Annotated in this window: 13 protein-coding genes; 9 read left to right on the forward strand and 4 right to left on the reverse strand. The window is 30.9% G+C overall.

What is annotated here, in order from left to right; all coding sequences use genetic code 11:
* The first annotated feature begins 5 nt into the window (after positions 1-5).
* The gene (locus B8T70_RS02775) at positions 6-383 is read left to right on the forward strand and encodes a DoxX family protein (RefSeq protein WP_086893836.1); all 378 of its coding nucleotides are present in this window, start codon (positions 6-8) and stop codon (positions 381-383) included.
* A 19-nt stretch (positions 384-402) separates the two neighbouring features.
* On the forward strand, positions 403-960 hold the full coding sequence (locus tag B8T70_RS02780) for a DUF4256 domain-containing protein (RefSeq protein ID WP_086893837.1): 558 nt from the start codon (positions 403-405) through the stop codon (positions 958-960).
* 349 nt (positions 961-1,309) lie between these two features.
* On the opposite strand, the gene B8T70_RS02785 is transcribed toward B8T70_RS02780, so the two are convergent.
* Genes B8T70_RS02785 through B8T70_RS02795 form a run of 3 tightly spaced genes read right to left on the reverse strand, consistent with a single transcriptional unit; the run spans position 1,310 to position 6,863 of the window.
* Positions 1,310-3,721 carry an ABC transporter permease gene (locus tag B8T70_RS02785; protein WP_086893838.1) on the reverse strand — a complete coding sequence of 804 codons (2,412 nt, stop codon included), beginning with the start codon at positions 3,719-3,721 and terminating at the stop codon, positions 1,310-1,312.
* A 1-nt stretch (position 3,722) separates the two neighbouring features.
* Positions 3,723-6,146: an ABC transporter permease gene (locus B8T70_RS02790; protein WP_086893839.1), complete on the reverse strand. Its 2,424-nt coding sequence runs from the start codon at positions 6,144-6,146 to the stop codon at positions 3,723-3,725.
* 3 nt (positions 6,147-6,149) lie between these two features.
* Complete coding sequence (locus B8T70_RS02795; RefSeq protein ID WP_086893840.1) at positions 6,150-6,863, reverse strand: ABC transporter ATP-binding protein; 714 nt, start codon at positions 6,861-6,863, stop codon at positions 6,150-6,152.
* A 280-nt stretch (positions 6,864-7,143) separates the two neighbouring features.
* Between B8T70_RS02795 and B8T70_RS02800 the strand changes: the two genes are divergently transcribed.
* Entirely contained in the window at positions 7,144-8,490 is a 1,347-nt protein-coding gene (locus tag B8T70_RS02800) for a sigma-54 dependent transcriptional regulator (protein WP_086893841.1), read from the forward strand.
* A gap of 472 nt (positions 8,491-8,962) precedes the next feature.
* A complete protein-coding gene (locus tag B8T70_RS02805; RefSeq protein ID WP_086893842.1) occupies positions 8,963-10,297 on the forward strand; it encodes a PAS domain-containing sensor histidine kinase in 1,335 nt (444 codons plus the stop codon).
* Positions 10,298-10,449: 152 nt separating this feature from the next.
* Here the strand turns inward: B8T70_RS02805 and B8T70_RS02810 are convergent, their stop codons facing one another.
* Positions 10,450-10,878, reverse strand: coding sequence for a PepSY-like domain-containing protein (locus tag B8T70_RS02810; protein ID WP_086893843.1), 429 nt, complete (start codon positions 10,876-10,878; stop codon positions 10,450-10,452).
* 109 nt (positions 10,879-10,987) lie between these two features.
* Here B8T70_RS02810 and B8T70_RS02815 point away from each other — a divergent pair, with 109 nt between their 5' ends.
* The 5 genes from B8T70_RS02815 to B8T70_RS02835 all read left to right on the forward strand — a co-directional run bounded on the left by B8T70_RS02815 (position 10,988) and on the right by B8T70_RS02835 (position 16,134).
* Complete coding sequence (locus B8T70_RS02815) at positions 10,988-11,428, forward strand: MarR family winged helix-turn-helix transcriptional regulator (protein WP_086893844.1); 441 nt, start codon at positions 10,988-10,990, stop codon at positions 11,426-11,428.
* Positions 11,429-11,430: 2 nt separating this feature from the next.
* Entirely contained in the window at positions 11,431-12,762 is a 1,332-nt protein-coding gene (locus B8T70_RS02820; RefSeq protein ID WP_086893845.1) for a S41 family peptidase, read from the forward strand.
* Between the two features lie 199 nt (positions 12,763-12,961).
* Entirely contained in the window at positions 12,962-13,606 is a 645-nt protein-coding gene (locus tag B8T70_RS02825) for a tetratricopeptide repeat protein (protein WP_086893846.1), read from the forward strand.
* Positions 13,607-13,636: 30 nt separating this feature from the next.
* Complete coding sequence (locus tag B8T70_RS02830) at positions 13,637-14,086, forward strand: GNAT family N-acetyltransferase (RefSeq protein ID WP_086893847.1); 450 nt, start codon at positions 13,637-13,639, stop codon at positions 14,084-14,086.
* A 536-nt stretch (positions 14,087-14,622) separates the two neighbouring features.
* On the forward strand, positions 14,623-16,134 hold the full coding sequence (locus B8T70_RS02835; RefSeq protein WP_086893848.1) for a reverse transcriptase domain-containing protein: 1,512 nt from the start codon (positions 14,623-14,625) through the stop codon (positions 16,132-16,134).
* Positions 16,135-16,189: the final 55 nt, after the last annotated feature.

Raw genomic sequence — 16,189 nt, forward strand, 5'->3', positions numbered from 1 at the left:
ATATTATGACAAAGAGAAATAAAATTATCTATTGGATTGCTACACTCTGGCTAGCATTAGGAATGTTATCAACTGGAATAGTACAAGTATTAAAACTAAAAGAAGAGGCCGATATGATGGCACATTTAGGTTATCCACTGTATTTTTTGACCATACTAGGTGTTTGGAAAATATTAGGTGTTATAACAATTCTTATCCCTAAACTTCCGTTATTAAAAGAATGGGCATATGCAGGTTTCGTTTTTGCAATGTCGGGTGCAGTATTTTCTCATTTTGCAAGCGGTGATGGTGCCAAAGAATATTTTGGACCAATATTATTACTTGTTCTAACTGCCATATCTTGGTATTACAGACCTACAGACAGAAAAACCATTTTAGTTTAATTTTTAATCAAGAAATAAAATGAAAAAAGAATTATCCCCAAAACAACAAGAAGAACTTCTTGACCTATTAAAAACTCGTTTTGAAAAAAATAAGACCCGTCACGAAAGTCTTGAATGGGTCAAAATACAAGCCAAGCTAGAAGCCAATCCCGAAAAATTATGGTCGCTTAATGAAATGGAAGAAACTGGTGGAGAACCCGATGTTGTAGGGCATGATAAAAGCACCGACGAATACATTTTTTACGATTGCTCAGCCGAAACCCCAAAAGGTCGCAGAAGCATTTGTTACGACCATGTAGCACTAGAAGCAAGAAAAGAACACAAGCCAAAAAATAGTGCTATTAATATGGCAACAACTATGGACGTTACTATCTTAAACGAAGAAGAATATCGGGAATTACATAAACTCGGAAAATTTGATACAAAAACATCCAGTTGGATACAAACCCCAGTGGAGATAAGAAAACTCGGTGGTGCTATCTTTGCCGATTTTCGTTACGATACTATCTTTATATACCATAACGGTGCCGATTCATACTATGCCGTAAGAGGATTCCGTAGCTCTCTTAGAGTATAACCCCATCTAAAAAGTTTGGACGCGGATGACACGGATTCGCTATCGCGAAAACGCGGAAAAAGACGGATTTTTTAAAAATAAGAAAAAGAAAAAAATCCGTTTTTATCTGCGTCTTTACGAAGTAAATCCGTGTCATCCGCGTCCTATTTTATGCGCAACAAGAGTTCGTTAAGGATAAACTTAGTCGAAACTCATTATGGCTCTTCGACTACGCTCAGAGTGACAAGACTACGAAGAAAACAATTGAGCATATATTCTATTTTATAGATTTTAAACTCAATCTTAAAAAACTTTGTCCCTTTGTCCCTTTGCACCTCTGAACCTAAAAAAAACCTCTGACCCTAAAAAACTACTCATATTTCAAGTACCTCAAAATATCAATTTTAGTAACCTGATATGCTTTTGCCAAAACAATAGTTAGTGTTAAAAATAATAAAGACATAAAGGCAACTACAAACGGAAATATCTGAATATTAATTCTAAAAGCAAAATAGTCGAGCCATTGTTGCAATAAGAAATACGCTGGAATAATCCCTATTATAAATCCTATTACGCAGAAGATTACATATTGCTTAGATAATTCTTTGAGTAAAACATTAGTCTCTGCTCCTAGTGTTTTCCTGATAGCAATTTCGCGTAATCTACGTTCCATAGAGAAAGAAGCCAAGGCAAATAATCCAAATACGGCAATAAGAATAACAATGACATTTAAGAACGAAAATAATTGACTTTGATTTTGATAATCTTTATAAGTTCGGGCGAAACTTCTATCTACAAAATTGAATTCAAAAGGATATTCAGCATCTACTTTTGATTTCCAGAATTTATCTATGGCATCAATCGTTTTAGGCATATCTTGTGGTGCAATTTTCACCGAAATATTAAGTAAATCTTTTTGCACCCAGTCGAATGCTGTAATGTGCATAAAAACCATTGGTGCAATTTTATTTTGCAGTCCAAAATAATTAAAATCTTTTACAATTCCGACTACTTTTAATTTTCTGTTTTCCCAAATGATTTCTTTATTAATAGGGTCTTTTTCCTGCAATGTTTTAGCAGCAGCTTCATTCAGTAGAACGTTACTAATGCTATCCGACGCAATTTTATTTGTTAAATCCCTTCCTTTAATTATTCGTACACCTAAAACATCCATCATTCCAAAATCAATTGCCATTTGTTGCGTTATAACTTCTTTATTATCTTTATAATGCATTCCTGACCACGAGTTAACATTGGATCCAATAGAAAATACTCCCGCAGAAACAGCCTGAACGCCTTTTATTTTTAAAAGCTCTTGTTTTATTGTCTTGTATCTTTCAAATTGGTTTCTTCCTTTTTTAGGCTTAAAAGAAATATCCATAACCTGAGCACCTTTAAAACCTAAGTCCTTATTTGCCATATAATTTACCTGCTGATAAACTATAAGTGAACCAATGATAAAAAATGTAGCTATAGCAAATTGTAAAACCAGCATACTGTTTCTAAGCCAAATCCCACTTTTACTACGAGAAAAATTTCCCTTTAAAACCTTCAAAGGCTCAAAATTTGAGACATAAATAGCAGGCAAAACTCCGGCAACCAGAATAACAATTATAAAAATCAATATTAATTGCAAATAAAATTGAGCACCTTCAAGAACCAGATTTTTTTCTAAAAGTGAATTATAAAAAGGTAATGAAAGTTCTACCATTACCAATGCCAATAAAAATGAAAAAAGCGTAATTAAGGTTGTCTCAAATACAAATTGAATAATAATTTGCAATTTTGTAGCGCCTACTATTTTCCTTACCCCTACCTCTTTAGCACGTTTTATAGCATTTGCGGTAGCAAGATTAATATAATTTACAATAGACAACAGCAAAATAAGTATTGATAACCCCATTAAGATTTTTAAAAACTGAAGGTTCGCAGTTCCTTCCGGAAAAGGACAATTTCCCTGATTAAGTCTCGAGCTGGAAAACGGAAGCAATTTTGGTTTTACCTGTTCGCCATATAACTTTAAAAAAGCTTCATAGGTTATTCCTTCTTCCTTAGCCTGTTTTTTAAAGTTATTTTCAATATAGATATGATTCAGACTTTTGAGTATAGCAGTTGTATCACTTTGCTTTTTTAGCTTTAGCATTAATCCGAAATTTAATCCCCAACTATCCTTCTTTTTTTCCAACTCTTCTTCAATTATAGTTGTAATTGCAGCAGGCATTACGGATGATTTTTGAGATAAACTATATACACCACGAACAACGAAAAAATTGCCAGCATATTTAACCTGTTTGCCCATTGGATTTTCATTTTTAAACAAACGAGAAGCTAGCTCTTCAGATATAGCAATGCTATTACGATCATGAAGTGCACTTTTGGCACTACCCAGAATAAATTCAAAAGGAAAAAAAGAAAAGAAACTACTTTGTGCTGAGAAAATCTTATTTACTAATTCAATTTTACCGTTATATTGTATCGTTTCTTTATTGTAATTACTTGTAAAATAACAATAATCCTGTAAATCTGAGGTAGTTGATTTTAAGATTGGGGCTGGTACAGCAGAATTTACAGCCCAAATATTACCGCCGCCAATATCATTAAGAACAGTATAAATTTTATCTTTCTCTGGATTCCACTGATCATAAGAGTGCTCCTCATTCCAATACAAAGTGGCAAAAATTAATCCAGCAATTCCAATACTCAATCCTAAAACATTTAAAGCCGTAAAAAGCCTGTTGGTTTTTATGTGATAAATAAATATGTTGATCCAGTTCTTTAGCATCTTATTCGTATTTAAGGTATTTTAGAACATCAATTTTGGTTGCCTGATAAGCTCTTGTAAGTACAACTAATAATGTTAATACCAGTAAGACGGTAAATCCGATTATAAAAGGATAAACAGAAATGCTAATTCTGTAAGCAAAATTATCCAACCATTTATTGAGGAAATAATACACTGGAAATAAAGCAATTAAAAAACCTATTATACTGAAAATAACATATTGTTTACAAAGTTCTTTTAATAAAACATTTGTATCGGCACCAAGTGTTTTTCGAATAGCGATTTCCTTCATACGACGCTCAATAGAGTACGATGCGAGAGCAAATAACCCAAAAAGTGCAATTATAATAACAATGACATTCAACAAAGTGAAAAGATTCTTTTGCTTCACATAATTACTATAAGATCTTTTATATTCTTTATCTACAAAATCGTATGAAAACGGATATTCAGTATCTACTTTTTTTGTCCAAAGGTTTTCTATATCAGCTATGGTTTGCTGCATTGTTTTAGGATCGACTGTAATATAAATATTATTCAAAAGTCCAGGGAACCAGGGTACAGTTTTAAAATGGAAAAAAGACATTGGAGGTATTGGATCTCCTGGATTTCCGATATTAAAATCTTTTACAACCCCAACAATAATGGCATCATTTCCGTTCCAGTTTAGTTTTTTACCTATCGGATTTTTTTCATTTAATAATTTTAGGGCAGTTTCATTAATTAGCATCGAAGTAATGGTGTCCTGCGCAAATTTCGGACTCAAATAGCGCCCTTTTACAATTTTTATTTTCATCATTTCCAACAGTCCAAAATCTATTGGCATATTACTACCATCAATATTTTTATCTTTATAATGATATGATATTACAGATTTTGCCCCGCTTCCAAAAACAAAGCCTCCTCCTGCAACTTGTTGTACTCCTTTTATATGTTGCAATTGGTTTTTAATACTGTTGTAGCGGGCAAATTGTTCTTTTTCAGTTATTGCTTCGCCGTAAATATTTCTGTAAGAGATATTAAGGATTTGTTTTCCGTTAAAACCCAAATCTTTTGAGTTCATAAGCTCTATTTGTTCATACACAATATAAGATCCAATAATAAAGAAAGTAGCTACCGCAAATTGAAATATCAGCATTCCGTTTCTAAGCCAGATACCATTTTTACTTCGCCCAAAATTTCCTTTTAAAACCTTTAGCGGTTCAAAATTAGCAACATAAATAGCCGGAAATATTCCTGCCACGACAACGGTTACAAAAAATATAACAACAAGCTGAGAGTAAAACTGTCCAGTTTGTAAAACAAGTGATTTCTCTAAAAAAGCATTGTAATACGGTAAAGAAATCTCGACAATAACCAATGCTATTAAAATTGAAAACAACGAAATGATAGCAGTTTCAAAAATAAATTGTTGAATTATAGAGAATTTCGAAGCTCCAATAATTTTGCGAACTCCAACTTCTTTAGCCCTTTTTATAGCATTTGCCGTTGCCGAATTAACATAATTTACAATAGATAACAGTAGGATCAAAACCGATAACCCAACCATAATAAGTAAAAATTGAAGATTACCTTTTGCTTCTATTAAACTACCAGTTTTTGAATGTAAACGAATAGATGATAAGGGTTCTAAAAGGGGTTTTACTTCGCCAAATTTCTTAATAAATTCTTCAATTTTAATACCTTGATCCTTTGCATAACGAGCTGTCATATTTTCAAAATATATTTTTTGAAGATTTTGAGTCACTCGTTTTTGGTCGTTCGGATTTTTTAATTTTAACAACAGAACAAATTGAAAATTACCCCATTGCTGAATCGTTTCTTTTACTCTTGCATCCATAAAATTGACCACACAAGAAGGATTATATACTGATTTTTTATCCAGCTTATAAACACCTCTTACAATCAGAACTTTTTTCTGTAAAACTACTTTTTTACCCAGAGCCGTTTCGTTTCCAAAAAGGGTAATAGCCAGATCTTGCGATAAACAAATACTGTTTACATCTGGTAATGCAGCTTTTTGATTCCCCTCTATAAACTCATAAGGGAAATAATCAAAAAAGTTTTTTTGTGCTACGACAACCTTGTCAGATTGCACTTTTTTATTATTAAAATACAGTATCTCATTATCATAACTTCCGCTTAAATAACAGTACGATTCTACTTCTGGACTTACAGCCTGTATCGCAGATCCTATTGGTGATGAACTCGAAGCCCAATAGGTAGTTGCATCCATTTGATTAGCGACTAAAAAGACATTTTCTTTATTAGGATTCCATTGGTCATAACTCTGTTCGTCGTTCCAATATAAAATCGCAAAAATTAAACCTGCAATTCCAATACCCAAGCCCAAAACATTCAAAGCCGTAAAAAGCTTATTGTTTTTGATGTGATAAATAAATACGTTGATCCAGTTCTTTAGCATGATTTAGTTTATTGAGTTACTTACTAAAACATCTACATTTCGATTATTCTTTTTTTCCGAAAGAACAATACCGTCTTTCATTAAAATGGTTCTCTGCGAAAATGAAGCATCATAATCAGAGTGTGTAACCATTAAAATTGTAGAACCACTAGCATGAAGATCCGTTAATAATTCCATTACTTCATTACCGTTTTTACTGTCCAGATTTCCTGTAGGTTCATCGGCAAGAATAATTTTTGGGTCATTAATTAAAGCTCTGGCAACAGCCACACGTTGTTGTTGTCCTCCCGAAAGTTGTTGCGGATAATGTTTTAAACGATGAGAAATACCTAATATAGTCGCAATATTCTCTACTTTTTTCTTTCTTTCTGATGATGGAACATTGTTGTAAATTAATGGCAATTCGATATTGTCATAAACCGATAATTCATCGATTAAATTGAAATTCTGAAAAATGAATCCAATGTTTTCTTTTCTGGCTTTCGATACAAATTTCTCTTTTAATCCAATCATTTCCTGTCCTAACAATTCATAACTTCCACCAGAAGCACTGTCTAATAATCCGATGATATTTAATAAAGTCGATTTTCCGCTTCCAGATGGTCCCATGATCGATATAAAATCGCCTTCGTTTACCGTTAATGAAATTTCGCTTAAAGCTTTTGTCTCTACTTCTTCAGTTCTAAATATTTTAGAAAGCTTTTCAATTTTGATCATAATAATTTGATTTTTGATGTTTGTTTTTCTGTCTAAGAATTGTATCGCTGAAGTAAAAAACAGATCCTAAATTAAGATAATTGATAACATAATCTATAAATATCTATTTTTGTTACATTTACTAGCAATAATGATTCTCATACTTGATGATTTACTAGTCTTAAAGTGATTTTCATGCCAAAAATTAAAAATATGTAACTAGCTTATTTTTAAGTTTTTATTTAAAGCTAAATTTAAAAGTGTCCATTATTGAACACCTTTCGTCCAAAACCGAACAAGAATGAAAAAGACAAATGCCTCAATATTGATTATAGATGACCAGGAAGACATCCTTTTTGCATCAAAAGTGTACTTAAAAAAGTATTTTGAGAACATTTATACGCTCAATAATCCAAAAAATATCGTCGAATTATTGGCAAAAAACACCATCGATGTAGTTTTGCTCGATATGAATTACAGAATAGGTTTTGAGGACGGAAAAGAAGGTTTGTATTTATTAAAAGAGATAAAAACGCTTTCGCCAAAAACAGTTGTTATCCTAATGACGGCTTTTGGTAAAGTCGAAACGGCTGTAGAAGGTTTAAAATCGGGTGCTTTTGATTATATCTTAAAACCATGGGAAAATAAAAAACTACTAGAATCTGTAAAACAAGCAGTAGATAAATCTCGTAAAGACCAAAAGAAACTGAAAGACCACGAACCTGCAGAAGATTTCTTTATTGGCAATTCAGAGATTATAAAAAAAGCATATTCATTGGCAGATAAAGTGGCAAAAACCGATGCTAATGTTTTGATTTTGGGCGAAAACGGAACTGGTAAATTTGTTTTGGCACATCATATTTACACACAATCTGAAAGAAAAAACAATCCATTTATCGCAGTCGATTTGGGATCTTTAAACTCTAATATATTCGAAAGTGAATTATTTGGCTATGTCAAAGGCGCTTTTACCGATGCTAAGGTTGATACTCCCGGACGTTTTGAAATGGCTCAGAACGGAACTATTTTCTTAGACGAAATAGGAAATGTCCCGCTGCATTTACAATCTAAACTCTTGCAGGTTATACAAACCAAAACCGTAACCCGATTAGGAGAAACAAAAGCCAGACCTCTTAATGTACGCATCATAACAGCAACTAATTTAAATCTTAAACTAGAGGTTGAGGATAAAACCTTTAGAGAAGACTTGTATTATCGTATTAATACGATGGAGATAGTGCTGCCGCCATTACGAGAACGAAACGAAGACAAAATTCCTCTGGCAGAATATCTTTTGGAAAAAATGATTGTTAAATACAGAAGAGACGAAATTACTTTTGACAAAAAAGTATTCGAACAAATCGAAAAGCACGCTTGGAAAGGTAATATCCGTGAAATGGAAAACAAAATAGAACGCGCTGTTATCCTTTGCGAAAACAATCTCATTACGGTTTCTGATTTGGATTTAAACGAAATAACAACTTATGACGAAAATCCAGATGATATTCAGCTTTCCACAGTCGAAAAAGCTACTGTCGAAAAAGCGTTACTCAAGAACAATAATAATATAAGTAAAACAGCTGAAGAACTAGGATTATCAAGAGGTTCTTTATACCGACGTTTAGAGAAATATAACATAAACCTATAAGAGATAGGGAATTTTACCACAAAGATTGAAAAGTTTTAATTCGTGAAAATTTGTGAAATTTGTGGTTATCTTTTTTTGAATCCTTTTAATCGTATAAATCTGTGGCAGAAAAATTTTATCGAAAAGGTATAAAGATTGTGGAGTTTCTTGCGGAGACCCTTCCTACGTCAGGGTGACAAGATTACGGTTTGTAACAGAAAATTAACCGCAAAGCATACAATCTTTTTAATCCTTTTAATCTGTGGCTAAAAATTTTACCGCAAAGGTCGCAAAGACTTACGCAAAGTTTCGCAAAGTTTTTAATTCGTGAAAATTAGTGCAATTACTTCGTCTGTTCGTACTTTCAGGCTCGGGTTGTGGTTAATTTTTTTTAAAATCCGTTTTAATCTGCGTCTTTACTTTTGTAAATCCGTATCATCCGCGTTCCTTTATAGACAACCTAGTTTAACCAATAATAACATTACAATCTACTATGTTTAAATCATTAAAAATATACAATCTTCTTTTTCTGAGATTAATACTTATTTTATCTGGTGTAGAAATCGCTATTTACTTTTTTAAAAAGGAGTTGGTTTTTACAGCTATATTTAGCTTGTTTATTGTTTTTTTCCTTGTACGCGAAATGTATTTTTATGTTCGGAATTTCGTTTTGCTTTATAATAAAACTATTGCATCGATATTGCAAAATGATTTTAGTTCGGATTTTTCTAAGCATAAATTCAACAAAAATTATGATGATTTATTTACTTTATATGATACTCTAAAAAACAACCAAAAAGAACAAGTTTCAAGAGATATTATATACCGCTCTATATTGAATAATATCGAAACCGGAATTTTTATTCTGCAAAAAGATGGTGATGAATGGAACATTTTTTTGATGAATGACTATTTCTCCAAATATTTTGATGTACCTAAAATTTCTAAATGGAAATATCTAAAGAACCATTTACCAACTTTATGCGAAGTTATCGAAGATCAGGATTTTCAGGAAATTAAAACATCATTAGAAATTCGTGTAAATCAGGAAAACGTGCAAACCTTTGTTATGCAAACTTCCAGAACAGAAATATGCGATTTAGATTATTTTATTGTCTTACTAGATTCAATTCAAAATGTGGTAGAGAAAAAAGAGAAAGAAGCTTGGGGAAATTTAATGAAAGTAATATCCCATGAACTTTTAAACTCCATCACTCCTATTCGTTCTATTTGCCAAAACCTACAAGATTTGGTCGATCAGGATACCATGTCGACCGAAGACCTGGAAGACATTAAAAATAGCGTGGGAACAATGCTAAGAAGAAGCGACCATTTGCAAAAATTTATCGAAGGATATCGCAAATTAGCCATGTTACCCTCTCCTAAAAAAGAGAAGATAGAATTGCAGTATTGGGTAGAAAATAGTCTTCTGGTTATGGCTCCGTTGTTTCAAAAAAATCAAATAGAAGTTATAAATACAATCGCTTTAAATCGCAAGATAAATGTTGATTCTCAGCAAATGGAACAAGTACTGATTAATCTTCTAACAAATTGTATTTATGCACTCGAAGATTCTTTAAACAAACAAATTATTATTTCGGCTGAAGCCAAAGAAAATCGAACTTTTATACGAATTACCGATACCGGAAAAGGCATTGAGAAAGAAATTGAAAATAAGATATTTTTGCCATTTTTTACTACCCGCCAAGAAGGTGCAGGAATTGGATTAACCTTGTCCAAAAGTATTGTAGAAGCCCACGGAGGTTATCTCGCTCATAAAAATGAAGATGGGAAAACTACTTTTGAACTTTGCCTGGTTGAGGGATGATATAATAATTAGCATAAAGATTAAGCCATCTTAATGAATTTATGTGTACACCTTTGTCAAAGTTAAAAAACTTTGACAAAGGTACAGAAGCAATCATATTCACAAACTTGTCATTCCTGTCAGAAGAAGACATTAACAATAATGGTTAGCTTTTATTTCCCTTTTATAATTTTCCCATCCTTAGTAAATTCCAAATCGATTTTGTTTGTTAAATCCACATCAACGTCTTTATGTCCATAATCGATATGAGTAATTTTTTCGTTTGGATAATTCTTGGCAACATACTCTTTAATTGATGCAGCAATAAACTCGGTAGGAATTGGTTTGTTCCCTCCATCTACTTCACGATAAGAACCATCTTTCCAGAATTCTATCTCGGTACCATCTTTAAGTATTACCTCATACCCTTTTTCGCCATGTTCAGCATCTTTTTTGACAATCTCTACTGTTGAATCGCCAAAATATTTTTGCAGAAATTCCTGAGATGCTTTCGGTAATTCAGTAATTGTAATTCTCTTTTGTGCACTAGCCGATAATACAGAACCTAGTATTAATGCGGCAAAAATCATTTTACTTTTCATAATTAACTCATTTACAAAATCATAACTAATTTAATAAAAATAATAACCAATATTGAAATAAATAATTATATTTGATATATCAAATACTTTTAAATCTAAATCAGTAAGCATGAAGCAGAAAACTCCAACTGGAACTGTACTTTATACAATAGAACAGACAATTAAAGAATACAGGAAAATTTGCCAAAAAAACATCCAAAAGATTGTAGATGATATTACAGTTGATCAATGTTTGGTATTAATTATCTTAAACGATAACGCAACAATTTCTCAAATAGAAATGGCCAAATTAATCTTTAAGGATAATGCTTCGGTAACCCGAATAATAGAATTAATGGTTAAAAAAGATTATCTAACGAGGGAAACAAATGAATTAGATAAAAGAAAATCCAAACTTGTAATAACCGAAAAAGGACAAAAAACTATTGTTCTATTAACTCCTGTTTTTAAGCTAAATCGCAATACTGCTCTAGACGGTTTATCTGCTGATGAAATTGAATTCCTTGATAAAATTCTACATAAAATAATTTCAAATTGTAAAACTTCCTAAAAATGAAACACATTGTAACTTTAGCATTGCTACTATTCTCCTTTTGCACGTTTTCTCAAAAAAATCCAACTGCAAAAGAAGAAATAAACCTTACCGAATTAAATAAAAAACAAATTATCGATTCGTTAACCAAACAACTCGAAGAATTCTATATCAGACCAAATGCTATTGGTGAGATAAAGAAAAAGCTGAATGAGAATTATAAGCAAGGAATGTATAAGGACATCTCAAATCCAAATGAATTTGCCTCTAAACTCTCCTCGAATCTTATAGATATTAGCAAAGATTTACATTTTAGAGTAATGTTTGATCCTGAATGGGTCGAAAGTAAGCTAAAAGACACTGATAAAGAAACATTTAAAAAAATAAAAGCGGAAGAATTAGCTGAAGCTAAAAAGAAGAACTTTGGGTTTCAACAAGCGCGAATTCTGGAAGGAAATATTGGCTATTTAGAGTTTAATTATTTTGAAGATCCTGCAATAGCCAGCGAAACTGCAGCTGCAATGATGCAAATTTTAAGCAATACAGATGCTCTAATTATAGATTTGCGCAAAAATAATGGCGGAGCAATGGAGATGGGACAATTTATTAGTAGTTATCTGTACGCTAACAAAGAATTACCTCTTTATAAATACTATTATTACGAAAAAGGCAGAAAAAAATTGGAGCGAGAAATGTGGTTATTACCATCTGTTCCAGGTAAACGTCTGGATGATATTGATGTTTATATTTTAACAAGCGGAGCTACTTTTTCTGCAGCGGAATGGATGAGTTATTCGCTCCAAAATTTAAAACGTGTTACAATTATAGGCGAAAAAACAGCTGGTGGCGCCCACCCTATCGATCGCAAAGTTTTGGCTCATGGTTTTTCTGTAAATATCCCTTTTGGAGAAGTAAAAGATCCTATTACAAATACGGATTTTGAAGGTAAAGGTGTTATGCCAGATGTTTTATGCAAAAGTGAAGAGGCGGTAAATACATCGCATTTGATTGCTTTACAAAAACTATCTTCTAAAAATAAAGATTCTTTAAACAACCTCGATTGGTTTATTCCTATTATAAAGAACAGACAAAAACCGGCACATGTTGATAGTGCAATTTTAAAATCATATCAAGGTAAATACGGGAAAGCCGAAATAGTATTTGAAGATAATAGCTTATATTACAAATGGAATAATATCGTCACTTTATTACTTACTCCTCTGGAACAAGATTTATTTTTAATTGATGGTATAGATGATTTTCGTATCAAAATTATTACTGAAAATAAATCCGTAACAGGAATTAAAAGAGTTTTTCAGGATGGACAGCAAAGAGTTTATAAAAAAGATTAAAACTACAATTTAATAAAAATAAAAGCCTCCAAAATCAGTGATTTTGGAGGCTTTTACATAATATAGAGTTGGTAGCAAATAACGTATTAATCTTAATAAAATTAGCTTTATATTAGCGCTTAATAAAGTAATAAGTTAGACACGAAATATCTTATTATGGTTTTAAAAATCAACAAACTAAATCAATATATAAAGCAAAATGAAGAAGGTATTATTTCTAATAATGTTAATCCAAATTAGTTGTCAATCGCAAAACGACTGTCCGCAAGGGATAAACTTATTACCTATGTATGGAGAAGTAAAGAAGTGCGAACAACAAATTCAATCAGACAAAGAGTTTCTTTTACAATCCGAAAAACAATTTAAGAGCAGAGAAAAAGCAGCCGAATTATATGTTTCTAAAGCTTGGGAATATTTCTATAAAGATGATAATGATACTGCTATGAAAAGATTTAATCAAGCTTGGCTTTTAGACAATACAAACCCGCAAGTATATTGGGGATTTGGAAACTTATTGGGCAAAAAAAATGAATTTGAAGAATCTATCAAATATCTAAAAAAATCGATAGAATTAGATCCCAATAATGCTCCTGTTTACGAATGTATAGCAACAAGTTATAGTCAAATGTTCCTTAAAACAAAAGATATCAAATATCTAAACCTGGCAATTGAAAGCTTGAAAAAGGCAGTGAAAATTGATCCGAAAAATGGTAGAGCATACGGACAATTAGCAAGTTCTTATGCTTACATAATGCAAAAAGATAGTTTAAGAAAATACATTAAGATAACTGATAAAATTGACCCTAAACTTGTTAATCCTGAGGTTAGAAAAATAGCAAAATAATACCTTCAATACTAAAATAGAAAACCAAAAATGAAAATAACTGAACACTCTTTTGAAGATTTTTTTATTACGACTGATAAAGCTAAATTAGACATTGTTGCCATTCATGATTTTTTATCAAAACATTCAGGTTGGAGTGACAATATTCCTTTTGATAACGTAAAAACTTCTATAGACAATTCGCTAAACTTTGGACTATTTTATAAAGACAAACAAATAGGTTTTGCAAGAGTAATTTCAGATTTTTCGACTATTGCCTATTTAGGCGATATTTATGTTTTAGATGATTATCGAGGACAAGGGCTTTCTAAAAAACTAATGGAAGTTGTAATGGGACACCCAAATTTACAAGGCTTAAGACGTTGGATTTTATTGACTTCTACAGCCGATTGGCTTTATGAAAAATACGGTTTTACTAAATTGCCAAAACCAGAAGTGTATATGGAACTATTTAATCCTAATGTGTATAAAAAAGATTAAAAATAAATTAATCTAAAGCTTAATATCTCAGAATTTCCAAAAATCACAAATAGATCTCATATTTGTCAACAACCATTTATTAGATTTATTTTAAATTAATTCAATAGATGTAATAAAATTAGTTTTATATTAGCAAGGATAAAAAATTACTAATTTTTATGAAGCAGCTGAAATCATTATAATGCTTCTACTCCTATAGGTATGTAAAAAGAATCCAAAATAATAACTAATGCAGGTGTTTTCTAAAGTTCATTATCATACGTTTGCCAAGGCAAAAAAACTTAACAGCTCTGGTTTTTAAAACTAGCTGGTTTTACATTTCTAATATCAAAGAAATATGTTCAATTGAGCAGAAACTCTTTGCGATAGATGATGTTAGGTCTTTCATAGAACTGTTCATTAGGTTGAATATATGTAAAGGTAGCAATAGAATTACTAAAACGGTGTGTAGTCCAACTACAGATGGCAAGCCTTTGGATAGTAAGTATGATAAGCATTGAAAGCCGTGACGGAAACCCTGCATTTTTTAATTAATTATGAAAAAAAAAACTAAATCTTGGTATAAACCCAAAGGTTACATTCATTTCAGTCCAAAACTTGATAAAACTCAAAAAAGTTTTGTAGAAAATTATATCTTAAATGAATTAAATAATCATAATTTTTTTCCTTTAATTCATGAAACACTTACTGCAAGAAGATATAAAGCATATTTGAATGATAAAAATGAAGTTTACAGAAGTCATTTTGATTACTTAAATAATAAATCTTCAAAAAAACCTAGAGAAATTTTTTATGCAAACCATTTAGACGCTCATATTTATTCTTATTTTTCAAATGAAATATTAGGGAAAGAATATGAAGTTCTGTTATCAAAAAATAGTGCTTTGTCAGATTCTATAATTGCTTATAGAAGAATCCCAATAAATAAGCCAGATAAAAAAAATAAATTTAAATGTAATATTCAATTTGCAAATGAATTATTTGAAGAAATTGACAAAAGACAAAATTGTGTAGTTGCTTGTTATGATATTGAAAATTTTTTTCCTTCACTAAACCATGAATATTTAAAAAAATGTTGGATAGATTTAATTGGCAACGACAAGTTTGATAAATCTCATGAAAAGACATTCAACTCATTAATAAAATATTCGTTTGTCGATATGAATGATATAATTGAGCAATGTTCAAACCAAAATTTGGGTATTAGACATAAAAATGATTTAAAAAACTCCGATTTTAATTCATACTTTATAAATTCTAAAGAGTTTCGTGATAAAATCGCAAAAAAAAATTTAATTCAGAAGCATAAGCCAAAAAACAAAAATGAAATATTAAAAGGAATACCTCAGGGAACCCCCATTAGTGCATTTCTAGCAAATCTCTATTTACTTGAATTTGATAATTTTATCATTGAAAATTTAGTAAATAAAGAGAACTGTTTTTACAGACGATATTCAGACGATATAGCTATTATTTTTAATAATATTGAAGATTATAACAAATTTAGTGTCGAAATAATTGAAAAAATTTCTGCTCCTCCATTAAATTTAAAAATAAACCAGCAAAAAACAGTTGTATCTCAATTTTCGCAAACAAACGGAATATTAAAAAGTATAACAAAAACAGAATTGAGTGAGAAATATACTGAAAATAATTCTTTAAAATATTTAGGCTTTGAAGATAATGGTAATAATGTTTTGTTGAAAGCAGCAAGCTTATCAAAATTTTATAGAGAAATGAAAATGTCGATACGTAGAAAAGCGAATAGATCAAACTCTGCGATGAGATATAATAAACGATACCCAAGAAGAAAGAAAAAAGACACTAAATTACATTTAACTAAGCTTTATAAAAGATTTACTCATTTAGGAAAAAACAAATCCAAAAGTAACTTTTTAACTTATGTTGATAGAGCGTCATCTGAGATTTATCCAAATCTAATTGGAAAAAAAAACCCAATAAAAAGACAAGTTTCAAAAGCTTGGAGTATATTCAAAAAGTCGATTATTAAATATGAAGATATTGAAAGAAAAAATAAGCGTAATTAAAAAAACACTTTGATAAAATTAGATTCTTTTGTGCAAGCATCATTTTAATTCATTA

Origin of the sequence: Flavobacterium sp. AJR, assembly GCF_002156885.1 — a bacterium.
GTDB lineage: Bacteria > Bacteroidota > Bacteroidia > Flavobacteriales > Flavobacteriaceae > Flavobacterium.